Raw genomic sequence first — 26,642 nt, 5'->3', positions numbered from 1 at the left:
CCTTTCAGCGGGGGCGGTGGATATGAGCGCTTTGGACAATGCCAAAGGCGGCCATCAGGACCAGCATGGCAGAACCGCCATAACTGACCATTGGCAGAGGCACGCCAACAACCGGGGCAAGCCCCATCACCATCGACATGTTGACGGCAAAAAACAGGAAGAAGTTCAGCGCAATGCCCAGCGTTACCAGCGACGAGAACCGATCCTTGGTCGAAAGGGCAGTGACCATACAGAAGATCAGGATCAGGCCATATAGGATCAGCAGGGTTATGCCGCCGACAAAGCCGAACTCTTCAGCCAGAGTAGTAAAGATGAAATCGGTGTGTTTCTCGGGTAGAAAATTCAGGCGTGACTGCGTGCCCTGCATAAAGCCTCGCCCGTTCCAGCCGCCTGACCCAAGCGCGATCTTCGACTGCGTGATGTGGTATCCCGCCCCGAGCGGGTCGGTGGAAGGATCGAGGAAGGTGTCGATACGTCGGAACTGGTAGTCTTTGAGAAGTTGCCATTCCGTCCCACGGCTGTTGAACACCGTGGCAATCAGTCCAACCCCCGCCGCGATGACGGCGGCGAAATAAGCCCAATGGACACCGGCCAGAAACATAAGACCTCCGCCAGCGGCAAGCAGCAGAATTGATGTGCCGAGATCGGGTTGTTTCAGAACCATAAAGGTCGGAAGCAGGATCAGAAGGACCGGGATAATCACCCACAGCGGTCGCGAGGTTTTATGGGCAGGCAACCAATCGTAATAGGCAGCGAGGACCATCACCAACGCGACTTTCATGACCTCGGAAGGCTGGAGCCGCATGAACCCCAGATCAATCCAGCGCTGCGCGCCCATGCCGATGGTACCGAACAGTTCCACCACAATCAGCAATCCTATGGATCCCAGATAGGCCACGACCGACATATTGCGCCAGAACCAGATAGGAACGATGGCGACGATGAACATTGCCGCCAGCCCCAGGCCAAAACGCTCCATCTGAGGTTCGGCCCATGGCATCCAAGACCCGCCCGCCACCGAATACAGCATCAGGAAACCGGCGCTGGCGACGCTGATCAAAAGCAGCGTCAGCGGCCAGTTCATATAGAGGAACTTGCGGAAGCCCGAAGGCGTGGATTTGACGGCATATTCAAGATAGCTCATGCGCGGTCCTTTTCATCAGGACGCGCTTTGGGGCGGCGATCCCCCTCAAGTCGCTTTTGTTGTTCCTTGATACGCTCGCGGTCACCAGCCGGGTAGGCTTCGAGCGGTGGAGTGCCGTTGTAAAGTGCCTGTAGCATGATGTCGCGCGCCACCGGTGCGGCTGCTTTGGAGCCACCGCCGCCATGTTCCACCACCACGGCCACTGCGTATTTCGGATTGTCGTAGGGCGCGAAGCTTACGAACAGCGCGTGGTCCCGACGCTCCCACGGCAGGTCTTCGTTGCGGATCACCCCTGCGGCGCGCTCGGCTTTGGTGATGTTGCGCACCTGACTCGTACCCGTTTTACCGGCCATGCGGAACTCATCAGCGATGATCCGACTGCGGTATGCCGTGCCGCGCCGATTATTCGAGACCGAGAACATTGCCTTGCGCACTTGCTCAAGATTGTTGCGATTAACGGCCAGCGGTTCGCCTGCTCCCGAGGGCTGCTCGATCCCGTCAACCGAGCGCACCAGCCGTGGTTTTACCGCACGACCGGTCGCCAGTCGTGCAGTCATGACTGCCAGTTGGAGTGGTGATGCGAGCATGAAACCCTGACCGATCGAGGCATTCGCGGTGTCACCCACCAGCCAGTCCTGCCCGTGGATGCGTTGCTTCCATTCCTGATTAGGGGCAAGCCCCGCAGCTACCGCAGACATCGGGATGTCATGTTTGATACCCAACCCGAAAGTGTTTGCCATCTCGGAAATCTTGTCGATCCCAACGCGGATTGCCACGTCATAGTAGAATACATCGCAGCTACGCTTCAGCGATGTTTCAAGGTCTACTGACCCGTGCCCTCCGCGTTTCCAACAGTGGAAGCGGCGGCTGCCGACTTTCATGTGACCGGGGCAGTACACCGTGTTGGAGGGGCTGATTACTCCGGCCTCAAGCGCGGCCATGGCAGTGATCATTTTGAAGGTTGATCCCGGTGGATAGGTGCCCTGTACCGTTTTGTTGGCCAGCGGGCGGTATTTGTCGTTTGTCAAAGTGCGATAGTCGGCCACTGAAATGCCGCGCACGAACAAGTTCGGATCGAAACTCGGGGCCGAGCTGATGGCGCGGATATCGCCAGTTTCGCAGTCCATCACGACGGCCGCGGCACTTTCGCCAGCCAGACGGGCTTGAGCATACTGCTGAAGATCGGCATCAACAGATAGTTGCAGATCGGCCCCTGCAAGACCCTCTTGCCGGTCCAGTTCACGCATGACGCGGCCTGTGGCATTGACCTCGACCCGTTTTGCGCCTGCCTTGCCGCGTAAGCTGATTTCCTGCTTGGCTTCTAAACCAACCTTGCCAATCTGGAACCGTGGGATACGCAGAACCGGTTCGGGGTCTTCGATTTGGCTCAGGTCATAATCGCTGACCGGGCCGACATAACCGACGACATGGGCGAAATCCTCATAGCGCGGGTACTGGCGCGTTGAGCCTACCTCGGGAGTGACACCAGGCAAGGCCGGAGCGTTGACGGCAACTTTTGAGATATCCTCCCACGTTACTTGGTCAGCCAATGTAACAGGCAAGAAAGGGGCAGAGCGACGCATTTCCGTTTTGGCACGCTCAATTTCATCTGCGGTCAGCGGGATCAGTTCCGAGAGTTTGGAAATGACTTTGTCGATGTCGCCCGCATCCTCACGCACGATGACGATGCGATAAGACGGTGAGTTTTGCCCAATGATCTGCCCGTTTCGATCGTAGATCCGGCCCCGGGTTGGTGGGATCAGGCGAATATTGATACGGTTTTCTTCGGCCAGCAAGCGATACTCATCCGCCTGATCAACCTGCATGAACCGCATTCGGGCAGCGAGGCCACCAACAAAGGCCGCTTGCAATCCACCTAAAATAAAGGCGCGGCGCGGTAGCCGCTTGTAAGCCAGACCCTGAGGTTTTGGTTTTCTCTGTTTCATGACCGCACTCGGGGCATTGTGCTGTCCGCGACCGATTTTCGTCGCACACCAAAGGCACTTTGGCTCATCAGGACCATCAAGGGATAGATTGCGATTGTCAGTACCACTTGCACTACCACCGGCCCCAATGACGCCTGTTGCACTGACAGGATAGCAAGAAGGAGGCGGTTAAGTACAAAAACAACTGTGATTACGGCTCCGACAGTCGTCCATTCGCCTACAAATCCCAAATCTTTCATGCCAACGGACGCGGAATGGAGATAGGCCGCCCCTAACACCACCAATGCAGCCAGCAGACCGGGCGGGCGCTGTAACAACAAATCAGCCATGAACATGACGACAGCAATCGTCAGGATTGGAACGTATTCGGGTCGCCGCAATACCCACGCATAGGTAAGCGCGATCATGATATCCGGAAACGGTAGCCGATCAGGTTTCGTGTCCAGCGGCAACAAGTGCAGGAACATCACTATAATCGCCAAGGCGACATACAAGCTGCGTTTAGCCCAAAGTGAGGAGACAGACTTATCCATCGTTGACCCCTTGTGTGGTCAAAGCTGCCTCGGGCTGGCGCGGACCGACTATGTCTCCTGAATCGCTAATTGGTGGTGCGGACTGATAGCGTAGAACACGCAAGAATTCGAGACGCTCGAAATCGGCGGAAAGTCGTACGCGTAACCTGCCGCCCGGATCAACGCTGATCTGCCCAATCAACAGGCCGCCGGGGAATACTCCCCCATCGCCGGATGTCACAACACGGTCGCCGGGTCGAACCAGTTCCCGGTTTTCGAGAAATTCGACAGCGGGTGCAGAGGTATTATCACCGGTAATCAATGCAGTCTGACCCGATGGTTGTATGGTGGCGGGGATTGCGCTTGAGGCATCGGTCAACAGGATCACGCGCGAAGTATCGGACCCAACACCCGAGATGCGCCCGACCACGCCAATCCCGTCCATCGTAGCCCAGCCATCCACGATACCATCTCGCTCGCCGACATTCAGCAGAACTGATTGCCGGAAGGGTGATCCGCTATCAGCCATTACGACGCCGGTAACGTAGGTCAGTCGCGGGTCGAGGCGTACATTGTTCAAATCCAGCAGGCGGGCGTTTTCCTGCTCCAGCTGCAGTGCGGCCTCTTTCCAGGCGCGCATCAGGCGTAATTCGCTGCGTAGTTCCTGGTTTTGTTCGCTAAGGCGCTGGTAGCTTTGGAAATCACGCGACAGGTTGATCAACGCGGTAACCGGCACCATCGCCCACTCCATCGAAGGTACAACAGTGTCTACCACCTGAGCACGGAAACGTTCGACACGCGGGCTGTCGATGCGCCAGACCAAGAATATACCCAGCAGGCATAAAACAACGATCCCCACAAGCAATCGGCGCAGGGGTGTCGTGTATTCGTCGCGCTGTGATCGGTCCTTTGCCACAGGTTACCTTCCCGTGCTGCTCGTGCCCGAGTTTTCGTACCCTAAGGGTGCGCGCCTTAGCTTTCGTAGTCAATCGCGTGGCGCAGTTGTTTTTCGTATTCCAGCGCTTTGCCGGTGCCCAAAGCCACACAATTCAGGCTTTCATCAGCGATTGAAACGGCCAGCCCGGTCTGTTCGCGGAGAGCCAGATCCAAATCGCCCAACAGCGCACCGCCACCGGTCAGCATGACGCCGCGGTCGACGATATCAGCCGCCAGATCGGGCGGTGTGGTTTCCAGCGCGGTCATCACCGCCTCGCAGATCGCCTGAACGGGCTCGGACAGTGCTTCGGCCACCTGAGCCTGGCTGATCTCGATTTCCTTAGGCACGCCGTTCAACAGATCGCGGCCTCGGATATGCATCGACTGCCCACGCCCATCATCGGGCATCCGTGCAGTGCCGATTGTGGTCTTGATGCGCTCAGCGGTCGATTCACCGACCAACAGGTTCTGCTGGCGACGCAGATACGATATGATGGCCTCGTCCATGCGGTCACCACCCACGCGGACCGAACGAGCATAAACGATGTCGCCCAACGAAAGAACCGCGACCTCGGTGGTGCCGCCGCCGATATCAACGACCATGTTGCCAGTTGGGTCGGTGATTGGCATGCCCGCACCGATCGCAGCTGCAATCGGTTCGGCAATCAGGCCCGCGCGTCGCGCGCCTGCAGACAGAACAGATTGACGGATCGCGCGTTTTTCAACGGGTGTCGCGCCATGAGGGACGCAGACGATAATCTTGGGCTTGGAGAAGGTCGAGCGCTTATGTACCTTGCGGATGAAGTGCTTGATCATCTCTTCCGCGGTGTCGAAGTCAGCGATGACGCCCTCGCGCATCGGGCGGATCGCTTCGATCGAGCCTGGCGTTCGACCCAACATCAGTTTGGCGTCCTCGCCGACGGCCAGAACCTTCTTCACGCCATCCTTAACGTGGTAGGCAACAACCGACGGCTCGGATAGGATCACACCGCGCCCTTTGACGTAAACAAGCGTGTTCGCTGTTCCGAGGTCTATAGCCATGTCCGCTGTGAACAGGCCGCCCAGAGTGCCAAAGATGCCCATATTTCCCTGATCCCGTTTGTCCGAATTTCCACTGCCCGCGACTCGACGGTTCCGGGACGGATGCCTTATAGGGTGCCAACTCGTCCGGTTAAAGGGCTGATTCTGCGATAGTCAGCACCTTTCCGCCTTATTGGTAGGGACTTTAGAAGGCAAAATGCTCTCATATCAACATATTTACCACGCTGGAAATCTGGCTGATGTACAAAAGCACGCTTTATTGGCGTGGACGCTGCGGTATCTGACCCAAAAGGACAAGCCGATCAGTTATATCGAGACGCATTCGGGGCGTGGTCTGTATGAGCTTGACGCGGCCGAGGCGATCCGAACGGGAGAAGCGGCTGCCGGTATCGCGCGTGCGCAGCGTGAGGGTTGGTTTGATCCGGATCACCCAATGATGCAGGTGCTGGGGACTATGCAGGCCCGATATGGCGCGCCTGCTTATCCCGGTTCCCCACTAATCGCTGCAAATCTGCTCAGAGAACAGGACAGTTTGCACCTTGCTGAGTTGCATCCTCAGGAACATGCGGCACTGGCTACTGCACTGTCGCCGTACAGGGCCAAGGTTTACCGGCAAGACGGGTTCGAACTTGCGCAATCACTGCTGCCACCAACGCCCCGGCGTGGGATGATGCTGATCGATCCCAGCTATGAAGTGAAAGCAGACTATGACCGGTTGCCTGGGGTGATCGCTAAGCTGCACCGTAAATGGAATGTTGGGGTTGTCGCGCTCTGGTACCCAATCCTGACAGATGGGCGGCACTCATCCATGGTCTCTTCGTTGAAATCTGCAGACTACCCAAGGGCAATTTGTCATGAGGTGACGTTTCCTGCTGCGCGAGAAGGACATCGAATGGTTGGGTCGGGCATGTTCATGTTGAACGCACCTTTTGGAATTCGAGACGAGATGGAGCGGCTCTCTGGGCTGTTTGAACAGCTTTAAGAAAGCGTGAGAGATATAGACAAAAGACCTCCCGCCTCCTTTGTCTGCATCAAAGATGCCGCCAAAGGTGTTCGGCCCGGCAGCGCGCCTGTGGCGTGCTGCCGGGCTCAAAACCCAAGAAGGGTTGGCGAAGTCGAGCCGCCGCGGGTGCGGGAGCCTTTGATCCTTGGATCAGGTTAAGTCTTTGTAGCTGATTTCGCGTGTATCGGCACCTGGGCCTGCTTTTTCACGACGCATGATCAGGCGATTCAGCGCGTGGATATAAGCTTTGGCCGAGGCAACAACGGTATCCGTATTTGCTGACTGACCGGTGGCAATCATGCCATCCTCTTCCAGCCGTACAGAAACCGTGGCTTGCGCGTCCGTACCTTCGGTCACTGCATGGACCTGATACAACTGCAGATGCGCCTTGTTCGGGTAAATCGCTCGGATCGCTTTGAAAGTCGCGTCCACCGGTCCGTCGCCATGCTCGGTGGCGATAACATCTTTGCCATCGAACTCAAGCTCTACCGTCGATTCAGCCTGACCGCCTGTACCACAGGTCACTTTCATCGACACCAATTGCAAACGATCGTCGTCGTCGTCCAGCGACATCAAGGCGATCAGATCGTCGTCAAACACCTCTTTCTTGCGATCTGCAAGATCCTTGAAGCGCACAAAAATGTCCTTGAGCTGGTTGTCTCCGACCTCATAGCCCAGCGTCTCAAGCTTGTCGCGGAGTGCAGCCCGGCCCGAGTGCTTGCCCAGCGGCAATGACGTGCCTGAAAGACCAATATCCTCGGGCCGCATGATCTCAAAATTCTCGCGGTTTTTCAGCATTCCGTCTTGGTGAATACCGCTTTCATGGGCGAAAGCATTCTTACCCACGATGGCCTTGTTGAACTGGACAGGAAAGCCCGCCACGGTCGCCACTCTGCGGGAGATGTGCATGATCTTGGTGGTATCTATCCCAGTATGCCAAGGCATGATGTCGTTACGGGTGCGCAACGCCATGACAACTTCTTCCAACGCGGTGTTGCCGGCGCGTTCGCCGAGTCCGTTGATGGTGCATTCGATCTGGCGCGCCCCACCCGCGACTGCGGCCAGAGAGTTCGCGGTCGCCATGCCAAGGTCGTTATGGCAATGCGTTGCAAAGACCACCTCATCTGCACCGGGGACCGTTTCGATCAGGCGTTTGATCAGGTCGGCTGACTCGACCGGGGCTGTGTAGCCGACAGTATCGGGAATGTTGATTGTGGTCGCACCCGCTTTGATCGCAATCTCGATTACACGGCACAGATAATCCCACTCGGTCCGCGTTGCATCCATCGGCGACCATTGCACGTTTTCGCACAGGTTGCGCGCATGGCTGACCGTTTCGTGGATCTTGTCGGCCATCTCGTCCATCGTCAGGTTCGGGATGGCGCGATGCAGCGGAGAGGTGCCGATGAATGTATGAATCCGGTTCTTCTCGGCGTGTTTCACGGCCTCCCAACAGCGGTCTATATCGGCAAAATTGGCGCGGGCCAGACCGCAGATGCGGCTGTTCTTCGACCTTTCGGCGATCTCGGATACTGCCTTGAAGTCGCCTTCCGATGCGATCGGAAATCCTGCTTCAATGATATCGACGCCCATCTCATCCAAAAGCTCGGCAATCTCGAGCTTTTCGTTGTGGGTCATAGTCGCGCCTGGGCTTTGCTCGCCGTCGCGCAATGTGGTGTCGAAGATCACGACGCGGTCTTGGTCGGTCACGTTTGTCATGGGGTTCTCTTTCTTCTTCTGTCCTAAAGCCTCTTGGCGCGCGGGCGTCCTCCTCTGAGCGGGCGCGCCGGATGGCACGCTCAGAGGCGGATTAGGATCAGTAGACCACGCAGCGATGCACCGCAGGATGCGGCGTCGGCAAAAGCGATATCTGCGCGGTTGATCATGGGCTTCAGCTTATACAGGGCGCATGGCGAATGAAAAGCGGGAAAATGAACCCTAGTTGAAATTGATTGAGCTGTTGAAGGGGCTTAGTTTCCTTCTAGCTCTGAAGTTATGGAAACCGCTTTAATCATAGGTGCATCTGGTGGAATTGGGAGCGCGCTGAGCGAGTTGTTGCGAGCGCGGGGCGTTGAGGTGACGCGATTATCACGGTCTGTGGATGGGTTTGACCTGACGGACCCTGATGGGGTTGCGCGGATTTTGAATACTCTCTCTGATCCGTTCGATCTGATTATCATTGCATCTGGCGCGCTTGAGATAAACGGGGCTGAACCTGAGAAGTCGATGCGCGCCGTGTCAGCCCGCGCGATGATGGACCAGTTTGCCCTGAATGCTATTGGCCCGGCATTGGTCCTCAAACAGGCTCACAGGCTGTTACCACGTGACCGGAAGGCAGCTTTCGTTGTGTTGTCGGCGCGCGTTGGGTCAATTGAAGACAATCGACTTGGTGGTTGGGTAAGCTATCGTGCATCGAAGGCTGCGGTGAACCAGATCGTGCATACAGCCGCGATTGAGCTGGCGCGAACGCACAAACAAGCTGCGTGTGTCGTGATGCATCCCGGCACGGTTAAGACTGCATTTACGAAAAAATATCTCGGACGCCACCCTGCAGTCGAGCCCGAAGAGGCGGCGGAGAATTTGCTTGCCGTTATCGCAGGGCTCTCACCAACCGACACGGGCGGGTTTTTCGACTGGGCTGGCAAGCGCGTGCCTTGGTAGGGCTTTGTTAGCCGTCACTCGTATCTGCGTTATCTGTATCGGTCTGAGGTTCTGAAGGTTCGGCCTCTGGTTCTGGATCAGGTATCGCAGCAGGGGTATCTGTTTCACGCGCCAGGGTGTCATTTTCCCAGATCCCAGATTCAACTTCACCACCGGCGAAACGCATTGTCCCTTCACCGTGACGCTTATTGTTCAGAAAATTGCCTTCGTAGACGTCGCCTGTTTCATAGGTTGCTATGCCAGCACCGTTGATTTTTCCGTCAGACCATTCGCCCGTATAACTGAAACCGCCGGGGCGAGTGAGCGTTCCTAGTCCGTGGCGTTTGCCATCCTTAAACTCGCCTTCATATATAATACCGTCCGGGAACGTGGCTTTGCCCTTCCCTTGCCGGACACCATCGACCCAATCTCCGTCATAACGATAGCCGTTGGCGAAGGTCAGAACGCCTTTGCCATGACTGCGCGCGTTTCTAAACTGCCCCGAATAGACAGTTCCATTTGGATAGGTCGCTGTTCCGGTGCCTTCAAATACGCCTGCAACCCAGTCGCCGTCATAAACAGTGCCGTTTGGATAGGTCGTCCGCCCTTTGCCGTGCTGCAGGTCATCCAGAAAGTCACCGACATAAACGGAACCATCCGCATAGGTTACCTCGCCCAATCCCGCGATCTGACCATCTGACCATTCGCCGGTATAGCGAAAGCCGTCAGTGCCGGTAAATGTGCCTTGTCCCTGACGCAGGTCGTCGGCGAAATTACCTTCATAGACCGCGCCACTGGCGTACGTGACTTTGCCTTCGCCCTGACGCCGCCCATTGATCAGCGCGCCTTCGTAGACGTCACCATTGGGGTGTGTGAGCCGACCGGTTCCGGTCATATTGTCATCAAGCCAGTCACCGGTATAGGTCAATCCGCCAGTCAGATTCAGAGTGCCTGTGCCAGCACGTTTCCCGGCTTTGACATCGCCATCATAAGTGCTGCCGTCAGCGTAGGTGATCTTGGCCTTGCCTTCTTTTTGGCCGTCCACCCAATCACCATCGTAGATATATCCGTCGGCACTGGTCAGCACGCCCTGACCGTGGCGCTTAGCTTCCTTGAACGTGCCCTCGTACCGCATGCCATTGGTGTACTCGGCAATACCGTCGCCATTGATCGCACCTTTGGACCATTCACCTTCATAGGTTTGCCCGTCGGCATAAACGATCTTCCCGAGTCCTTCAGGTTGGCCTTTTACGAAATCGCCTTCGTAGACCGAACCATTGGCGTATCGTGCCGTACCCTTACCCTGAATCTCTCCTTCGACCCACTCACCGGAATATTCGAATCCGCTGGGCAGCCGATAAGTGCCTGTGCCGTGCCGCAGGCCGTTTTCGAATGTGCCTTCGTAAACACCCCCGACGTCGTCGTCGGCTATGATGATCTGATCATTTTGCTGGGCCGCTGCAATTTGCGTCAGCATGGCGAAAGTAGCAGCGGTAAGGGATGTGCGGATCGCGTTCATAATTGTACCTGCCTGCGGTTCTTATGAGATGTTGGCGCAAAACTAGGATACCGCAGGGGGCAGAGCAACGGGTTTTGCCGCATTTGCCTTTCACTCGCGCTGTGATCTGCTAAATCCCTGAGGGACTGACGAGGGCAAGAGGGCAAAATGGCCGACCGTTTCCGCATCACTCTGGCGCAACTGAACCCAACCGTTGGGGATATCGAAGGGAATGCCGCAAAGGCTGCTGCGGCTTGGCAGCAAGGGCGCGCGGCGCAGGCTGATTTGGTGGCGCTGCCTGAGATGTTCATCACCGGTTACAATACTCAGGACCTGGTGATGAAGCCTGTGTTTCATCGTGCGGCGATGCAAGCTGTACAGGCGCTGGCGGAAGACTGCGCCGAGGGCCCTGCGCTGGCAATCGGAGGTCCTTGGGTCGAGGAAGACAAGCTTTATAACGCGTATCTGGTCCTCAAAGGTGGGAAGATCGTAAGCAAGGTTCTCAAGCATCACTTGCCAAATGAAACCGTCTTTGACGAGGTTCGGCTCTATGACGCAGGTCCAATGGGTGGGCCCTATGCGGTCGGTAACGTCCGGGTAGGGAGTCCGATTTGCGAGGATGGCTGGCACGAGGATGTCGCCGAAACGCTTGAGGAGACCGGGGCTGAGTTCCTGTTAATCCCCAATGGGTCACCCTATTTCCGAGACAAATACGACATCCGGCTGAACCATATGGTGGCGCGTACAGTCGAGACAGGCTTGCCAGTGATCTATCTGAACATGGTCGGCGGGCAGGATGATCAGGTTTTTGACGGTGCCACTTTTGGTCTGAACCCCGGCGGAGAGCTTGCATTCCATATGCCGGTCTTTGATGAAGCGGTGCAAAACATCGATCTGATGCGTACCGACGACGGCTGGCGAATCGATCTTGCAGAGGTGGTGCCGCAGCCAGATGCATGGGAGCAGGACTATCGCGCTATGGTGCAGTCCCTGCGCGACTACATGGCTAAAACCGGCTTTAAAAAGGCGGTGCTTGGCTTGTCGGGGGGTGTTGACTCAGCGTTGGTTGCGACGATTGCGGTAGATGCCATTGGGGCGAACAATGTTCGCTGCGTTATGTTGCCATCGGAATATACCAGCCAAAGCTCTCTGGATGATGCCGAAGCCGTCGCGAAGGCGTTGGGAGTTCACTATGATTTTGTTCCGATTTCCGAAGGTCGGACAGCGGTGACCAACACGCTTGCCCCGCTATTTGCCGGGCGCGAGGAAGATTTGACAGAAGAAAACGTTCAGTCCCGCCTACGTGGTCTGCTGTTGATGGCGATCTCGAACAAGTTTGGCGAGATGCTGCTGACGACCGGCAACAAGTCCGAGGTCGCGGTAGGATATGCTACTATTTATGGCGACATGAACGGGGGCTACAATCCGATCAAGGACCTGTACAAAACCCGCGTGTTCGAGACCTGTCGCTGGCGCAATGCCAATCACCGCGATTGGATGATGGGCCCCGAAGGAGAGGTCATCCGTCCCTCGGTCATCGATAAGCCACCGAGCGCTGAATTGCGTGAAGATCAGAAAGACAGCGACAGCCTGCCGGATTACCCGGTTCTGGACGCCATTCTTGATATATTGGTGGATCAGGATGGCTCGATCGCCGATTGCGTAGCGGCGGGTTTTGATGAAGGCGACGCGCGGCGCGTTGAGCACCTGATTTATATTAGTGAGTACAAACGCTTTCAGTCGGCGCCGGGCACACGGCTGACCCCGCGTGCCTTCTGGTTGGATCGTCGTTACCCGATCGTAAATCGCTGGCGAGATCAGGATTAAGACCCGGATCAGTTCCTATCGCTGCGATTGTTTCCAATTCGTCGGCAGTTGGTCCTGGACTTCATAATTGTCCATACATGACAGCTGGTTATGGATATCTGGCGCACGTTCAGCTTGTAATTGGGTCCTTTTTTTGCCACATTTATGTCAGGGGTTCGCCTTGTGTGAGGCGAATGTGACGTAATCCGGTAAGCCGCTCTGCTATTTCAGAAACTGCGACCGTGATTATTGATCTGAGTTGGGGCATCCGCGTTTTTGGGTGTCGGTAAAGGTGATGGTGGTCAAATGACGAATGGATATGACAAATCGCTTCATGCTCCATTGCAATGGAAAACAATGGAGTCTGAGCCGCGCAAGCTGGATGAAGAAACGCTTGATGCTTCGATCGCAGAAATTCTGAACAAAGAGGATCTTGCGCCGCCGCCGGTTACAGATAATGAACCGACGCGACCGGAATTTCCATCCTTGAAGTCGCAAGAAGTTCTTGCTGCAAAGCCTGATACTGGCCGCAAATCCTTTCTGCGCCAAACATGGGCGCAACTGTCCGGCGCTGCCTGATTTAGAACAACCAGCGCTGCGTGGTGCGTAATGGGCTGGCTGATAGGCAACAGGTTGTTGCATTCAGTTGACCTACCTCCGTTTACCATTGCCAGAATACGCGTTCTCGGGCTGGATACCGCTTCGATAAACAACTTCCGAGCGGTTGATGCCAGGTCCTTCTCCGACTCCCGTCGAATCTGATATTACCCTTCCTAAATCGGTGGATGTCGTCGTTATCGGTGGCGGAATAGTTGGTGTCTCGACGGCTTTTGAGTTGGCCGAGCGTGGCGTTTCCGTCCTGTTGTGCGAAAAGGGCCGGATCGCCGGTGAACAGAGTTCGCGCAACTGGGGTTGGGTCCGGCTTGGGATGCGCGACCCACGCGAGATCCCATTGATGCAGGAAGCTCTGCGCATCTGGCGTGGGTTGGATGAACGCCTAGGGCGGAGCACGGGCTATGTTCAGTCGGGGATCGTATTTGGCGCATCAGGCACGCGCGACGTTGGTAACTTGACGCGGTGGTTGGAGCATGTTGAAGGGCAGCAGACGGGTGCCCGTATGGTATCGAACACTGAGTTGACCTCACTATTTCCAAACTCCACCATGAAACCGCAGTCTGGGCTCTATATGCCGCAAGACGGACGGGCTGAGCCGCAGTGGGCGGCTCCCGCAATGGCCGAGGCGGCCCGCAATTGTGGGGCCGCGATCATGACACAATGCGCAGTGCGAAGCGTCGATCTCGAGGCTGGTCGGATTGCAGGCGTCTTCACCGAGCGCGCGCGAGTTCGTTGCAGTCAGGTGGTGTTGGCGGGTGGGGCATGGTCGCGTCTTTTTGCAGGGAACGCAGGTATCGCTCTGCCCCAACTCAAGGTGCTGAATACAGTCATGCGGACCTCACCGGTAGAATCCGGGCCGGAGGTATCGCTTTGGAGTGATGATTTCGCCATTCGCAAACGTGCGGACGGGGGTTACACGATTGCGTCGGGTCACGAGAATACCGTGGATATTGTTCCTGACAGTTTTCGACTCGGTCTTCAGTTCTTGCCAGCGTTTCGGCAAGAGTGGCGTTCCTTGCGGTTTCGCCTGTCGCGCCGCTGGATGGTCGAAGCAAAAGAGGACAGAACTTGGCTGCCCACCGATGTGACGCCTTTTGAGCACTGCCGGGTGCTGGATCCTGAGCCCTCTCGAAAAGTGTTGCGACAGGCCTGGTCCAACGCTCGCAAAGCGATGCCAGTACTTGAGGAGGCAGAGATCGTCCAAAGCTGGGCCGGGATGATCGATGTGACCCCGGATGCGATTCCAGTTATCTCAAAAGTAGACGAATTCCCGGGTCTGCATATCGCAACCGGGTTTTCCGGCCATGGTTTTGGGATTGGGCCAGGCGCAGGTCGGCTGATGGCGGATATTGTCACCGATAGCACGCCCTGCGTTGATCCAGCCGCCTTTCGCCTGTCCCGTTTCACGGATGGTTCAAAAGTACGGCCAGATCCTGGTTATTAGGCCCTAGCCCATCATTTGATAGCTGACCGGTACGAACCGGAACCCCTCGCCGCGTGTTTCAACGTACCCGGCAGCTGGGAAAGGCATGTGATAGCCGATCATGGGTATTTTATCTGCGGCCAGCATACCCAGCACATTCCGACGCGACGCGGTAGCCGCTGCAGCGTCCATATCGAAGCTAAAGGGCCATTCCGGGCGCGCAAATGACCAGACGTAGTGATTTGCCAGATCGGCCGTCAGAACCAATCGTTGTCCATTGCTTTCCAGATGATAAACCGTGTGACCAGGTGTATGTCCGTGAGCCGCCATCGCTGTTATTCCCGAAGTGACCTCTCCACCATCGTCAAGGAACGTCATCTTTTCGGCTTGGGGTGTGACCTTCGCTGCGACCATATCTCCGACGCGGTTGCCCGCATCCATCGCAGACCAGAAATTATATTCCGGCGCGGCGGTTACAAATCGGGCGTTCGCAAATGTCGGAGCGTCATTCGTTGTCATGCCTCCGATATGGTCGGGGTGCATGTGCGTGATCACGACCACATCAATTTGGTCAGGTGAGACTCCTACGTCAGCTAGCGCGGCTTGGATACCGCCTTGACCCAAGCCCGTGTCGAACAACACCAGCTCAGAGCCGGTATGGACCAGTGTCGGAGTAAAGAAGAATTGCGCAATATCAGTTGGAATGAAATTTTCCGCAGAGATTGCTGCAAATTCGTCGTCAGAAACTTCAGCGGCGAATAGTGCCTTTGGCTCATCACGTGGCACGCTGCCGTCGAGCAGGGTGGTAACAGTGAAATCGCCTAACTGGAATGATTTTGCGATGGTCGAATTTGCTTTGCTCGGCTCACCTGCTGCGAAAGCCGGCACCGCGGCAGAGGCAAAAGGCAATGCGGCAGCGGCACTCAGAGCTGCCCTTCGTGTCAATTTGATCATCATATCTAAGTCTCCCTGTCAAAACGCCAGTAGTAGAAATAGGTCAGAGCGTTTCTCTTGCCAGTTATAGACCCAATACATGGGCTGCATGGATGAACATTACGTGTTAATTTTTGTTCATGCCGCGATCTGAGAACAAAACAGTGCCCACCGGGCAAAATATTGCTGAATTTCTGGCGACCGTTCAACAGCTGCGTAAGGCGGACGAGGCGCAAGTGCTGGACAGGCTCTTTCAGGATACCACCGGGTTTGCCCCAGTGATGTGGGGTCCGTCGATCGTTGGCTATGGCCGATATCACTATCGCTATGCTTCCGGGCGGGAAGGCGATTTTTTGGCGACCGGGTTCTCTCCTCGCAAGGCTGCGCATTCTATTTACATCATGCCGGGTTATGCTGATTTCGAATATATCCTGTCTCGACTGGGCAAACACAAGCTGGGGAAATCCTGCCTCTACGTGAACAAGTTGTCAGACATCGATCTCGACGTGCTTCGTGAACTCATCAAAGCTGGGCTCGAACACCTGGATGGTATTTGGCCGGTCGAACCGACCTGAACGCCCTGCTGGACAAAAACGCGCCCATGTGACATGAGCCGCGCCAACAGGAGACTTCCATGACCACGACCCGTTTCGCCCCGTCGCCCACCGGTTACATCCATGTGGGCAACCTGCGCACCGCCCTGATGAATTATCTGATCGCTCGCAAAGCAGGCGGTACGTTCATCCTGCGTATCGATGACACCGATCCCGAGCGGTCGAAGGAAGAATATGTCGATGCGATCAAACAAGATCTGGAGTGGCTTGGCCTGCATTGGGACCGGGTCGAGCGTCAGTCGGAACGGCTGGACCGTTATGCCGAGGCTGCGGACAAGCTGCGCGCGATGGGTCGGTTCTATGAGGCGTTCGAAACGCCGACCGAGCTGGACCTCAAGCGCAAGAAACAACTGAACATGGGCAAGCCGCCGGTCTACGACCGTGCCGCGCTGAACCTCAGCGACGCCGAGAAAGAGGCGCTGCGCGCCGAGCGCGGCAATGGCGTCTGGCGGTTCAAACTGAACCACGAGCGTATCGAATGGAACGATGGCATTTTGGGCGACATCTCGATCGATGCCGCCTCGGTATCCGACCCGGTGCTGATCCGGGGTGATGGTCAGGTTCTCTATACGATTGCGTCCGTGGTCGATGATACCGAGATGGGCGTGACCGACGTGGTGCGTGGTTCGGACCATGTCACCAACACGGCGACGCAGATTCAGATCATCGAAGCGTTGGGCGGCACCTGCCCACGCTTTGCGCATCACTCTCTGTTGACAGGCCCGCAGGGCGAGGCCCTATCTAAACGTCTGGGCACACTGGCCTTACGTGATCTGCGAGAGCAGGGCGTGCAGCCAATGGCCCTGCTGAGCCTGATGGCGCGTCTGGGTTCCTCTGATCCGGTTGAGTTGCGTGCTGAGATGTCCGAGCTGATCGACGGGTTCGACATCAACCGTTTTGGCGCGGCACCAACCAAGTTCGACGTGCAGGACCTGTTCCCGCTGACGGCGAAGCACCTGCAATCGCTGCCTCTGGCCGAAGTTGCGGATGCCGTTGCAGAGGCGGGTGTTCCGGATGAACTGGCAGAACCTTTCTGGACCATGGCGCGTGAAAACATCACCACCTTGAGCGATCTCAATGGCTGGTGGGATCTTTGCCGCGATGGGGCCGAACCTCTGATCGCAGATGAAGATCGTGAATTCATAGCAGAGGCGGTGGCCCTGCTGCCCGAAGGTCCGTTCGACGCGGATACCTGGGCGAATTGGACCAAGGCGGTGAAAGAGGCCACGGGCCGTAAGGGCAAAGGCCTGTTCATGCCGCTGCGCAAAGCGCTGACCGGAATGGAGCGCGGGCCCGAGATGGCGACCTTGCTGCCGCTGCTGCAGGTGATCCGCGCGCGGGGCTGACCCGCAGAGAATATCTTAAAACACGAAGGAGGCAGGCAGTTCGCCTGCCTTTCTTTGTTCTCCGGTCTGCAATACGCGGGCCGATAGGCGCAGCAGACGGTCGTCCACGAATTCCGTCTCGGTGGGCTTTAGTTGCTGATGACGCGGATATCGCGGTTCGGCACGATCATTCAAAATTGGCGCGTCCCAGCCATCGGTTGTGGCAAAGAAGCGATCAGCGCCGTCCGATCCAAATGCCCTCAGGTACCCCTGCACCACGACATCGATATAGCTCAGCAGTAGTGGATGATGATTGCTGGGCGCTGTATGGCGGTCATGGGGCACGGCGTAGACGGCGATTTCTGCCTCTTGCGTCAGCGTATGGGTGACTGATCGCGTGGCAGGCACGCGTTCATAGGCCCATTCCCGTTCATCCAGCGCGGCCCAGTCGTTTTTGGGCACGTGAGCGATCATGCCGTCGATCTCGGATGCGGGATCCGGCACAGCGGTCAGAAAGGCGACCGGGCGCAGATCGGTGTGCCGCCACGCCCTCCGCCAGCCCTTCAGACGCGCTGGGCGCGGGTCGGGAAAATCGTGCGTCAACAGGTTCACGAGGCTGCCATAGCCGAAGAAATAGGGGTCTGCCATGCGGGTCGTGTCCTTCTTTGACGATTGATGTATGTCAAACAGTCTTTTTACAGAACATGCAATAAGGCTTCATCTTGAGATTCGGGAGGCCCTCATGCGGATTACCAAACGGACGAATATCGCGGTGCGCGTATTGATGTATTGTGCCGCGCATCAGGATCGGCTGGTTACTAAGGCTGAAATTGCAGAAGTCTGCAACATCTCTGAGAACCATCTGGCGCAGGTGATCAACCAGCTTAGCCAGTTGGATTATCTCAGTACCCAACGTGGCCGCAATGGCGGCATGACGCTGGCCCGCTCGGCAGATCAGATCCGGGTCGGGTCTGTGTTCCGCCATGTTGAAGGTGGATTGCCGATTGCCGAGTGTTTTGCGGATGCAGACAATACATGCCCGCTGACCGATGCCTGCCGCTTGCGATTGGCGCTGCAGGATGCGGCTGAGGTGTTTTATGCGTCCTTAGACGAAATCACGCTTGATGCGTTGGTTTGTGACAACGACCAGTTGCTGAAGATACTACAGCCCGTCGCGTGCGTGCGTTGAGCTTAGCCACTGGCGCGAAGAATGCGCGCCGGACGCACTGAAAGCGGGCGCAGCGCAAAGAGCATCCCCGCGCCAAGCGTTACCGCGACGCCCGCGATAACGATCCAGAGCGCGGATGACCAGATAATCGCGAAATCTGTGTCGAAGATATATGTGGCCACGGCCCAGCCGCCCAAAATACCGGTCAACAGGGCGACACATCCGGCAGCGGCCCCCAACAGAATAGCTCGCAAGGCAAAACTGCGCAGGATGCGGCCCCGGTCCGCGCCCAGAGTTTTGAGGATCGCCGCTTCATATCTGCGCGCTGGCTCTCCTGCGGCGGCAGCACCGATCAACACCAGAAAACCGGTCAGCAGGGACACGCCTGCGCCATACGAGGTAGCTGCTGCCAGGCCCGCCAGCAAACCAGAGACCCGGTCGATGGCATCGCGGACGCGGACCGCCGTGATGTTGGGATATTGCCCCGCCAGATCGCGCAGGATGGCGGCTTCGGCCTGCTCTTCGGCATAAACCGTTGCGATGAAGCTATGCGGCGCGCCCGCCAGCGCGGAGGGATTCATCGACATGACAAATCCCATTCCAGCGGTCGAAAAATCAACTTCGCGTAATGAGGTCAGTTCAGCAGTGATATCGCGGCCAAGGATATTGACCGTGAGTTCATCCCCAAGTTTAAGCCCCATCTCAGCAGCCTCCTCGGCGGCAAAGCTTACTTGTGGAGGGCCGCTGTAATCTTCGGGCCACCACACTCCGTCGGTCACGCGGGCATTCTGCGGCGGTTGGGCGGAATAGGTCACGCCCCGGTCGCCGTCCAGAACCCAGTGATCGCCTGCAATCTCTCGCGCGGGTTGTCCATTGATCTTGGTAATGATCCCGCGCAGCATTGGAGCGCTTTCTACCCGACTGACGGCGGGGTCAGTGTCGAGACGTTCGCTGAACCCGGGCATCTGATCCTTCTGGATATCGACGAAGAAATATGAGGGTGCCACTTCTGGCAGGTTCCCCGAGATCGCATTGCGCAGGGTGCCGTCGATTTGTCCCACCGCTGCGAGGACCGACAGGCCGAGCCCAAGGGACAGAACCACCGACGCTGCCCCTTCGCGTGGGTCAGAAATGGCGGACAAGGCCCACCGCAGGGCAGGGCGGCCTCTGGTCCAAGGCGCGCCCGCGCGGGCCAATTTGCGAATGGCAAAGGCAGAAAGGGCCAGCAAAGTAAGCGCCCCGACCAACCCCGCGCTGGTCCAGAGGGTCAATCGGGTTGAACCACTGAACCATGCAGCGGCTCCGATCAGTGCGGCCAAGCCAATAGCGGTCGCAACGACATAGATCAGGCGCGGGAAACTGCGCGCCGATGTTAGCGCATCCCGAAACAAGGTTGCTGCGCGCACCTCCTCGGTTCTGGCCAGCGGCCAGAGTGTGAACAGGAACGCGGTCAGCACACCATAAAGTGCGGCCTCGAACAGTGGCTGCGGATAAAGCGAGAAGACTGCGGGGATTGGCAATTGCGTTTCGATTACGGGGGCCAGTAGCAGCGGCAGCACCCCGCCCAGGACCAAGCCCATGATAATACCGATGCTCGACAGAACGGCGATCTGAATCATATAGGTCTGAAAGATTGTCGCCCGATCAGCGCCCAACGTGCGCAATGTCGCAATCGTCTCCGTCTTTTGGGAAAGATAGGCTCGCACGGCAGCAGACACCCCGATCCCGCCAACGGCCAATCCCGACAGGCCCACCAGAACCAGAAACGCGCTGAGGCGGCCTACGAATTCAGATATTCCCGGCGCACCGTTGCGGGCGTCGGTCCAGCGCATGCCGGTCCCCTCGAAGGCCTGCTTCGCTTCCAGCGACAGCGCATCCAATTCGGCAGTCTGAGGCAGGCCCAACCTGTATTTAGTGGAGAACAAAGTGCCCGGCGCCAACAGGCCGGAGGACTGCAGATCTTTTGTCCGGACCAATGTGCGCGGCCCAAGCGAGAACCCATCAGCCGCGCCGTCAGGTTCGTGCTCTAACGAGGCCATCAGAACAAATCTCTGCGTGCCAAGTTCAAACTGCTCGCCAACCATCAGGTTTAGGCGGTCAATCAGAGAGGGGGCCATGACTGCACCAGGCAGCCCATCGGCACCTGCAAAGGCATCGGTCAGAGTAAGTTCAGGTTCAAGGATCGCCGAACCTAACAGCGGATAAGCGTCATCCACAGCCTTAACCTGGGTCAGCCCACGTTGCGTGTTAGTCCCGTTTCCCGTTACGGCCATAGACCGAAAATCAACAACCTCTGAAACCGAGTGTGCGGTTTTTTCCATCCATGCGCGTTCCTGATCATTGGCAAAGCGATAGGTGAATTCCAGTTGCGCATCCCCGCCCAGTAGCGATGCGCCCTCTTGCTGAAGGCCGGTCTGGATTGCTTGGCGGACCATGCCGACCGCGGCAATCGCTGCAACGCCCAAGGCCAGACAAGCCAGAAACACCCGAAATCCACGCAGCCCACCGCGGAGTTCGCGCCGTGCCAGTCGTCCTGCCAGACGCAGGCTCATTCGGCCGCCTCGCGCTGCGACTCTTCAGCGATGCGTCCATCCCGCAACCGCACGACGCGGTCGCATTTCTGCGCCAGCGTGTGGCTATGCGTGACCAGAACCAGGGTTGCACCATGCCGGTCGCGTAGACCGAACAACAGATCTATAATCGCCGCACCGTTGGCTTCGTCCAGATTTCCTGTGGGTTCGTCTGCCAGCAAAATCTTAGGGCGTGGGGCCGACGCGCGGGCCAGCGCCACACGTTGCTGCTCGCCACCTGACAATTGCGCCGGGTAGTGATCGCTTCGATGTGACAGCCCCACAGCCTCTAGCTCGGCCCCAGCGCGCTTGAAAGCATCCTTATGCCCTGCAAGTTCGAGCGGGGTAGCGACGTTCTCAAGTGCGGTCATCGTCGGGATCAGGTGAAAATTCTGAAACACCACACCCATTGATTCACGACGAAACCGGGCAAGTGCATCCTCACTCATTTCCGTCAGATCATGGCCCAATGCCGTGACACGCCCGCCGGTCGCCTGTTCCAACCCGCCCATCAGCATTAGCAGTGAGGATTTCCCTGAACCAGAAGGGCCGACCAACCCCAGCGTCTCGCCCTGTTTCACAGACAGAGAGATGTCGTGCAGAATATCCACCCTTCCGGCATTGCCATCCAGCGATAATGCGGCATCTTGGAGCGTAAGAACAGGTGTCGTCATTGATCAGGCCATCAAGAGGGGTACAGTCCATTGGGATATGGCGTGAAACAGAAGCTACACAAGGGTTTGATCTCAGGCGCGTTCATCTGTTGCGGAATTGCAGCGATGGCAGAGCCAGTTGTGATTGCTGCGCTCGGAGATTCCCTAACACAAGGATATGGGCTGCCGGAACAAGACGGGTTTGTGCCGCAACTGCAGCGTTGGCTTCAGGAAGAAGGTGCGGAGGTTCGGTTGATCAACGCCGGTGTTTCCGGGGATACGACCGCAGGGGGTGCTGCCCGAGTTGACTGGACCCTGACACCAGAGGTCGACGGCATGATTGTTGCACTTGGCGGCAATGATCTGTTGCGTGGCATCGATCCGAGCGTTGCCCGATCAAACCTCGAGACAATACTGCGTGCTGCAGAGACCGCGGATGTCGAGGTACTAATAATTGGAATGCAGGCGCCTGGTAATTACGGAGCCGATTACAAGCAGAGTTTCGACGCCATGTATCCAGAGCTGGCAGAGCAATATGATGCACTTTATGCGGAAAGCTTTTTTGACGGGCTCACAACCGAAGGCGATCCGGCGGCCGCGCGCCAGTTCATGCAATCTGATGGTATCCATCCAAGTGCCCAAGGCGTCGCGCTGATCGTTGATACGCTGGGCCCCTTTGTCTTGGCGCTTGCGGAGCGCGTTGCCGAATAGGAGTACGCGATGCCCGGCCGGTTTTTCCTCACACGACCCATTAGCGAGATCGTGAGGTTGCTGAATGTGAAAGACAGTCTTGGGCCTCAGCCAGCACGCAGAAACATTCAGCCGGGTCAAGAAGTGGTCGTACTGACTGGTGATGGGTTAAAGGCCATGCGATGGGGGATTATCCCGGTCGGCAGGGTCAATGCGCGTGGACGACCGGTGATGGAGACCATCGTAAACGCGCGCTCCGAGACGGTTTTTGACAAGAGCGCCTTCGAAGGGGTCGGTCGCGCCATAATCCCGGTGGATGGCTGGTACGAATGGACCGGTGAGAAGCGACGCAAAACGGCCTGGCGGATTGCCGCCAAGGACGGGGCTCCACTGCTATTTGCTGCGATCACCGACACTTGGGAAGCCCCGGGTGGGCTACGCGTGGATCAGGTTGCAGCGGTGACATGCGAACCCAATGCTGATGTAAAGCCGATCCATCACCGAATGGGAGTGCTGCTGGAGGCGCGGGACGTTCAGCGCTGGTTGCATGGGTCTGAAGACGAGGCGCAGAGTTTGACGCGCCCTTGGCCCGAAGGTCGGTTGATGATCGAAGAAGCTGACGACGTCGATTGGTCGGGGGCTTAGACCACTGTGACCACCGTGCCGATAGGAACTCTATTGTACAGATCGATCACATGCTCATTCAGCATCCTAATGCACCCGTTTGAAACTGCATGACCGATAGTCTGCGGCTGCGTTGTGCCGTGAATGCGGAAATACGTGTCCACCCCGTTCTGAAACAGATACAGCGCGCGCGCGCCCAGAGGATTGTCTCCGCCGCCGGGCTGGACATAATCATTGTCTTTGAACTTGGCATAGGTGACAGGGTCCCGCTCAATCATCTCTTCGGTGGGTCGCCAGGTCGGCCATTCTTTCTTGACGTCAATGGTGGCCGATCCGGTGAATTCCAGTCCGGCTTTGCCGACGCCGCAGCCATAGCGGATCGCTTTGCGTGGCTCGGTTACATAATAAAGGTAAAAGGATCGCGGCGCGACCAGCAACTGACCGGGTTGAAATTGCTTTTTGATGCGCACGAATTGCGGCGTCGGATCATACTCGACCGCTTTCTTGGCGCTGGCAACACCCGGCAACAGGCTGGCAGCAGTACCGGCCAGAAAAACACGGCGTGTGAACATGGTGACATCCCTCAAATGACCAAAGAAATCATAACGCTAGTTTTGGAATGATAGCCGATTTGGTCAATCACCGGGGAAGGATAACCCGATTGTGATGTATTCCCTTTGCCACACACACAACGTGGGCATAGCGGGGTGGGCGGGAAAAATCCCGCCCTTTGAACGGCTTAGGCCAGTTCGATATTGTCGGCGCTTTCGCGGCCATCACGACCAGCGCGCAGCTCGTACGTGACTTTCTGGTTGTCGGCCAGACCGGTGAGACCCGAACGCTCGACAGCCGAGATGTGTACGAAGATGTCTTTGCCGCCATCTTCGGGTGCGATAAAGCCGTAGCCTTTGGTGGTGTTGAACCATTTTACGGTGCCTGCGGGCATATCCGTTGTCTCCTGTTTGGTGCTGCCCACGGAGTTGCGGCAGCCTGGCGTCGTAGTCTGGATCGAGTGACTGAGCGCCGTAGAAGGAGACAGTGGGTCGAAATAGAAAAACGTAAGCCTCTTGGATATGGCATCGGTCAGGCCGTGTGGCAAGGGCGGATTGTATGGTTTGTACAAGGGTTTGAGGGGCAATCGTCCGATTTGTACAAGAATCCGCCGATGGTTTTGGTTATTAGTTTGCGGACCTTTGATAAGACCCGGTTATTTATCTGGCGCGTCGGAGTGGCATTCAGAATCCGTTAACCCTCGTCATGATCAAGTTGCGGCATGAGCGATTACCGACGCGTCCGCATTCCCGGAGCCAAGTACTTTTTCACTGTGTCTTTGGCTGACCGGTCGTCGGATTTGCTGGTGCGAGAGGTGGTGCATTTGCGCTCTGCTTTTGCAGTGACCCAGAGGGAGCGGCCGTTCTGGTGCGATGCGTTTGTTGTGTTGCCGGATCACCTGCACGCGATTTGGACCTTGCCGCCAGGGGATGCGGGTTATTCGACGCGGTGGGGTGCGATTAAGGCGCGGTTTGGGGCGCTGAGGAGTTGGCTGTCTACATGGGAATTTTAACGAAAGGCGAGCAAGCTTTCAAAATTGCCCAACTTTTCGGATTTCATCTGGGTTATCAAGCATTTCAAAATCGGCTTCGGGACTATGCCTTCAAGAGTGGTTATGGAAATCTAATATCAATTGGACGAATACTAAAGGAAGTAGGCTTGACCTCGTCACCGATTGTGATCTCGGGTGCGAAACACAAGTTCAGAATGTGGAATGGCTTCGAATATTTAGTCGATGTTGAGGTGGGCGACCAAAGCCGCCCCTAGGAACGAGTGTTCACCGCGCAAACTTCTTATGCTTCAACCGCTTGGGCTCCAGCGCGTCCGGTCCCAGACGGCGTTTTTTGTCCTCTTCGTAATCCTCGAAGTTGCCCTCGAACCACTCCACATGGGCGTCACCCTCGAAGGCCAGAATATGCGTGCAAATCCGGTCGAGGAAGAAGCGGTCGTGAGAGATGACGACGGCGCAGCCGGCGAAATCGACCAGAGCGTCTTCCAGTGCGCGCAGGGTTTCGACGTCGAGGTCGTTGGTTGGTTCGTCGAGAAGCAGGACGTTGCCGCCCTCTTTCAGCAGGCGGGCCATATGGACGCGGTTGCGCTCACCACCCGACAGCAGCGAGACTTTCTTCTGCTGGTCGCCGCCCTTGAAGTTGAAGGACGAGCAATAGGCGCGGGAATTGACCTGTGCGTCACCCAGTTGGATGATCTCGGCGCCGCCAGTGATTGCCTCCCACACGGTGTCGTTGTCTTTCAGGTCGTCGCGGGATTGGTCGACATAGGACAGCTCGACCGTGTCGCCCAGCGTGATGGTGCCTGCGTCGGGCTGTTCCTGACCGGTCAACATCTTGAAGAGCGTCGATTTACCGGCACCGTTGGGGCCGATGACACCGACGATGCCGCCGGGGGGCAGCGCGAAGTCCAGTCCTTCGATCAGTTGCTTGTCGCTCATGTGTTTCGACAGGCCCTCGACCTCGATCACCTTGCCGCCAAGGCGCTGGCCGTTGGGGATGACGATCTGGGCGCGGGTCAGCTTTTCGCGTTCGGACTGTTCGGCCAATTCGTTATAGGCGTTGATCCGGGCCTTGGATTTGGCCTGACGGGCCTTCTGGCCCTGACGCATCCATTCCAATTCGCGCTGCAGGGTTTTCTGCTTGGACTTGTCCTCACGGGCTTCCTGCTCCAGCCGTTTGGCTTTTTGTTCCAGCCATGCGGAGTAGTTACCCTCGTAAGGAATGCCGCGGCCACGGTCGAGTTCGAGGATCCAGCCGGTGATGTCATCCAGGAAATAGCGGTCGTGGGTGACGATCAGGATCGTGCCCTTGTAGTCGATCAGGTGCTGTTGCAGCCAGGCGATGGTTTCAGCATCCAGGTGGTTGGTCGGTTCGTCCAAGAGCAGCATGTCAGGCGCTTCCAGCAGCAGCTTGCAGAGCGCCACGCGGCGTTTCTCACCGCCCGAAAGGTTGGCGATGTTGGCGTCGTCCGGCGGGCAGCGCAGCGCCTCCATCGAGACGTCGATCTGGCTGTCGAGGTCCCAGAGGTTTTCCGCATCGATCGCGTCTTGCAGGGTGGTCATCTCTTCCATCAGCTCGTCCGAGTAGTTCTCGGCGATTTCCATGGCGATTTCGTTGAAGCGGTCGACCTTGGCCTTTTTCGCGGCCACGCCCAGCATGACGTTTTCGCGGACGGTGAGCGATTCATCTAGCTGCGGTTCCTGCGGCAGATAGCCGACCTTGGCGCCCTCGGCGGCCCATGCCTCACCGGTGAAATCGGTGTCGAGGCCCGCCATGATCTTCATCAGCGTCGACTTACCCGCGCCGTTGACGCCGACGACACCGATTTTCACACCGGGCAGAAAGCTCAGGTGGATGTTTTCAAAGCACTTCTTGCCACCGGGATAGGTCTTGGAGACACCCTGCATGTGGTAGACATATTGATAGGCGGCCATGTCGC

Annotated in this window: 25 protein-coding genes; 11 read left to right on the top strand and 14 right to left on the bottom strand. The window is 57.2% G+C overall.

All coding sequences use genetic code 11. The features are described from left to right. Window positions 1-4 precede the first annotated feature (4 nt). Genes rodA through ACR0IU_RS13165 form a run of 5 tightly spaced genes read right to left on the bottom strand, consistent with a single transcriptional unit; the run spans window position 5 to window position 5,621 of the window. Complete coding sequence (gene rodA / locus ACR0IU_RS13185; RefSeq protein WP_480716571.1) at window positions 5-1,144, bottom strand: rod shape-determining protein RodA; 1,140 nt, start codon at window positions 1,142-1,144, stop codon at window positions 5-7. Further along, a complete protein-coding gene (mrdA, locus tag ACR0IU_RS13180) occupies window positions 1,141-3,090 on the bottom strand; it encodes a penicillin-binding protein 2 (protein WP_480716570.1) in 1,950 nt (649 codons plus the stop codon). The genes rodA and mrdA overlap by 4 nt, the downstream gene beginning before the upstream one ends. Beyond that, a complete protein-coding gene (locus tag ACR0IU_RS13175) occupies window positions 3,087-3,623 on the bottom strand; it encodes a rod shape-determining protein MreD (protein ID WP_480716569.1) in 537 nt (178 codons plus the stop codon). The genes mrdA and ACR0IU_RS13175 overlap by 4 nt, the downstream gene beginning before the upstream one ends. Continuing rightward, window positions 3,616-4,518 carry a rod shape-determining protein MreC gene (gene mreC, locus ACR0IU_RS13170; protein WP_010442887.1) on the bottom strand — a complete coding sequence of 301 codons (903 nt, stop codon included), beginning with the start codon at window positions 4,516-4,518 and terminating at the stop codon, window positions 3,616-3,618. The genes ACR0IU_RS13175 and mreC overlap by 8 nt, the downstream gene beginning before the upstream one ends. 56 nt (window positions 4,519-4,574) lie before the next feature. After that, the gene (locus ACR0IU_RS13165) at window positions 4,575-5,621 is read right to left on the bottom strand and encodes a rod shape-determining protein (RefSeq protein ID WP_010442888.1); all 1,047 of its coding nucleotides are present in this window, start codon (window positions 5,619-5,621) and stop codon (window positions 4,575-4,577) included. Between the two features lie 154 nt (window positions 5,622-5,775). Between ACR0IU_RS13165 and ACR0IU_RS13160 the strand changes: the two genes are divergently transcribed. Then, window positions 5,776-6,561, top strand: a complete 786-nt coding sequence (locus tag ACR0IU_RS13160) for a 23S rRNA (adenine(2030)-N(6))-methyltransferase RlmJ (RefSeq protein ID WP_480716568.1) — start codon at window positions 5,776-5,778, stop codon at window positions 6,559-6,561. A gap of 171 nt (window positions 6,562-6,732) precedes the next feature. On the opposite strand, the gene ACR0IU_RS13155 is transcribed toward ACR0IU_RS13160, so the two are convergent. Next, the gene (locus ACR0IU_RS13155) at window positions 6,733-8,301 is read right to left on the bottom strand and encodes a 2-isopropylmalate synthase (RefSeq protein ID WP_170771858.1); all 1,569 of its coding nucleotides are present in this window, start codon (window positions 8,299-8,301) and stop codon (window positions 6,733-6,735) included. Window positions 8,302-8,577: 276 nt separating this feature from the next. On the opposite strand from ACR0IU_RS13155, the gene ACR0IU_RS13150 reads away from it, so the two are divergent. Next, a complete protein-coding gene (locus tag ACR0IU_RS13150) occupies window positions 8,578-9,243 on the top strand; it encodes an SDR family NAD(P)-dependent oxidoreductase (protein WP_480716567.1) in 666 nt (221 codons plus the stop codon). Between the two features lie 7 nt (window positions 9,244-9,250). Here the strand turns inward: ACR0IU_RS13150 and ACR0IU_RS13145 are convergent, their stop codons facing one another. After that, on the bottom strand, window positions 9,251-10,741 hold the full coding sequence (locus tag ACR0IU_RS13145; protein ID WP_480716566.1) for an MORN repeat-containing protein: 1,491 nt from the start codon (window positions 10,739-10,741) through the stop codon (window positions 9,251-9,253). Between the two features lie 147 nt (window positions 10,742-10,888). Between ACR0IU_RS13145 and ACR0IU_RS13140 the strand changes: the two genes are divergently transcribed. From ACR0IU_RS13140 to ACR0IU_RS13130, 3 genes are all read left to right on the top strand, one after another. Further along, complete coding sequence (locus ACR0IU_RS13140) at window positions 10,889-12,547, top strand: NAD+ synthase (protein ID WP_480716565.1); 1,659 nt, start codon at window positions 10,889-10,891, stop codon at window positions 12,545-12,547. Between the two features lie 285 nt (window positions 12,548-12,832). Continuing rightward, window positions 12,833-13,105, top strand: a complete 273-nt coding sequence (locus tag ACR0IU_RS13135; protein ID WP_319546192.1) for a hypothetical protein — start codon at window positions 12,833-12,835, stop codon at window positions 13,103-13,105. Window positions 13,106-13,253: 148 nt separating this feature from the next. Further along, entirely contained in the window at window positions 13,254-14,585 is a 1,332-nt protein-coding gene (locus tag ACR0IU_RS13130; RefSeq protein ID WP_480716564.1) for an NAD(P)/FAD-dependent oxidoreductase, read from the top strand. Between the two features lie 3 nt (window positions 14,586-14,588). Here the strand turns inward: ACR0IU_RS13130 and ACR0IU_RS13125 are convergent, their stop codons facing one another. Continuing rightward, window positions 14,589-15,521 (bottom strand): MBL fold metallo-hydrolase, encoded by a 933-nt coding sequence (locus ACR0IU_RS13125; RefSeq protein ID WP_170781180.1) that lies wholly within the window; start codon window positions 15,519-15,521, stop codon window positions 14,589-14,591. A gap of 116 nt (window positions 15,522-15,637) precedes the next feature. Between ACR0IU_RS13125 and ACR0IU_RS13120 the strand changes: the two genes are divergently transcribed. Together ACR0IU_RS13120 and gltX are read left to right on the top strand one after the other, a co-directional pair. Beyond that, the gene (locus ACR0IU_RS13120; protein ID WP_480716563.1) at window positions 15,638-16,072 is read left to right on the top strand and encodes a DUF1801 domain-containing protein; all 435 of its coding nucleotides are present in this window, start codon (window positions 15,638-15,640) and stop codon (window positions 16,070-16,072) included. Between the two features lie 59 nt (window positions 16,073-16,131). After that, on the top strand, window positions 16,132-17,457 hold the full coding sequence (gltX, locus tag ACR0IU_RS13115; RefSeq protein ID WP_480716562.1) for a glutamate--tRNA ligase: 1,326 nt from the start codon (window positions 16,132-16,134) through the stop codon (window positions 17,455-17,457). A gap of 15 nt (window positions 17,458-17,472) precedes the next feature. Here the strand turns inward: gltX and ACR0IU_RS13110 are convergent, their stop codons facing one another. Continuing rightward, on the bottom strand, window positions 17,473-18,084 hold the full coding sequence (locus ACR0IU_RS13110) for a gamma-glutamylcyclotransferase family protein (RefSeq protein WP_480716561.1): 612 nt from the start codon (window positions 18,082-18,084) through the stop codon (window positions 17,473-17,475). Window positions 18,085-18,178: 94 nt separating this feature from the next. Between ACR0IU_RS13110 and ACR0IU_RS13105 the strand changes: the two genes are divergently transcribed. Beyond that, window positions 18,179-18,625: an RrF2 family transcriptional regulator gene (locus ACR0IU_RS13105; protein WP_010442480.1), complete on the top strand. Its 447-nt coding sequence runs from the start codon at window positions 18,179-18,181 to the stop codon at window positions 18,623-18,625. A gap of 2 nt (window positions 18,626-18,627) precedes the next feature. Here the strand turns inward: ACR0IU_RS13105 and ACR0IU_RS13100 are convergent, their stop codons facing one another. Together ACR0IU_RS13100 and ACR0IU_RS13095 are read right to left on the bottom strand one after the other, a co-directional pair. After that, entirely contained in the window at window positions 18,628-21,156 is a 2,529-nt protein-coding gene (locus ACR0IU_RS13100; RefSeq protein WP_480716560.1) for an ABC transporter permease, read from the bottom strand. After that, the gene (locus tag ACR0IU_RS13095) at window positions 21,153-21,848 is read right to left on the bottom strand and encodes an ABC transporter ATP-binding protein (protein WP_480716559.1); all 696 of its coding nucleotides are present in this window, start codon (window positions 21,846-21,848) and stop codon (window positions 21,153-21,155) included. Before ACR0IU_RS13095 ends, ACR0IU_RS13100 begins: the two co-directional genes overlap by 4 nt. Window positions 21,849-21,878: 30 nt before the next feature. Between ACR0IU_RS13095 and ACR0IU_RS13090 the strand changes: the two genes are divergently transcribed. Then, the gene (locus tag ACR0IU_RS13090; protein WP_260024170.1) at window positions 21,879-22,538 is read left to right on the top strand and encodes an arylesterase; all 660 of its coding nucleotides are present in this window, start codon (window positions 21,879-21,881) and stop codon (window positions 22,536-22,538) included. A gap of 9 nt (window positions 22,539-22,547) precedes the next feature. Then, entirely contained in the window at window positions 22,548-23,162 is a 615-nt protein-coding gene (locus ACR0IU_RS13085) for an SOS response-associated peptidase (RefSeq protein WP_480716558.1), read from the top strand. Here the strand turns inward: ACR0IU_RS13085 and ACR0IU_RS13080 are convergent. After that, window positions 23,159-23,713, bottom strand: coding sequence for a L,D-transpeptidase (locus tag ACR0IU_RS13080; protein WP_010442475.1), 555 nt, complete (start codon window positions 23,711-23,713; stop codon window positions 23,159-23,161). The two genes, ACR0IU_RS13085 and ACR0IU_RS13080, sit on opposite strands and share 4 nt — an antisense overlap. A 167-nt stretch (window positions 23,714-23,880) precedes the next feature. Then, a complete protein-coding gene (locus ACR0IU_RS13075) occupies window positions 23,881-24,087 on the bottom strand; it encodes a cold-shock protein (RefSeq protein ID WP_010442474.1) in 207 nt (68 codons plus the stop codon). A gap of 327 nt (window positions 24,088-24,414) precedes the next feature. Here ACR0IU_RS13075 and ACR0IU_RS13070 point away from each other — a divergent pair, with 327 nt between their 5' ends. Continuing rightward, complete coding sequence (locus ACR0IU_RS13070; RefSeq protein WP_480716557.1) at window positions 24,415-24,705, top strand: REP-associated tyrosine transposase; 291 nt, start codon at window positions 24,415-24,417, stop codon at window positions 24,703-24,705. Between the two features lie 264 nt (window positions 24,706-24,969). Here ACR0IU_RS13070 and ettA read toward each other — a convergent pair whose 3' ends face one another. Beyond that, on the bottom strand, window positions 24,970-26,637 hold the full coding sequence (gene ettA / locus ACR0IU_RS13065; RefSeq protein ID WP_480716556.1) for an energy-dependent translational throttle protein EttA: 1,668 nt from the start codon (window positions 26,635-26,637) through the stop codon (window positions 24,970-24,972). Window positions 26,638-26,642 lie beyond the last annotated feature (5 nt).

The sequence above is a fragment of the Ruegeria sp. CL5 genome, assembly GCF_056536485.1.
This window is presented reverse-complemented; position numbering and strand designations above follow the sequence as displayed.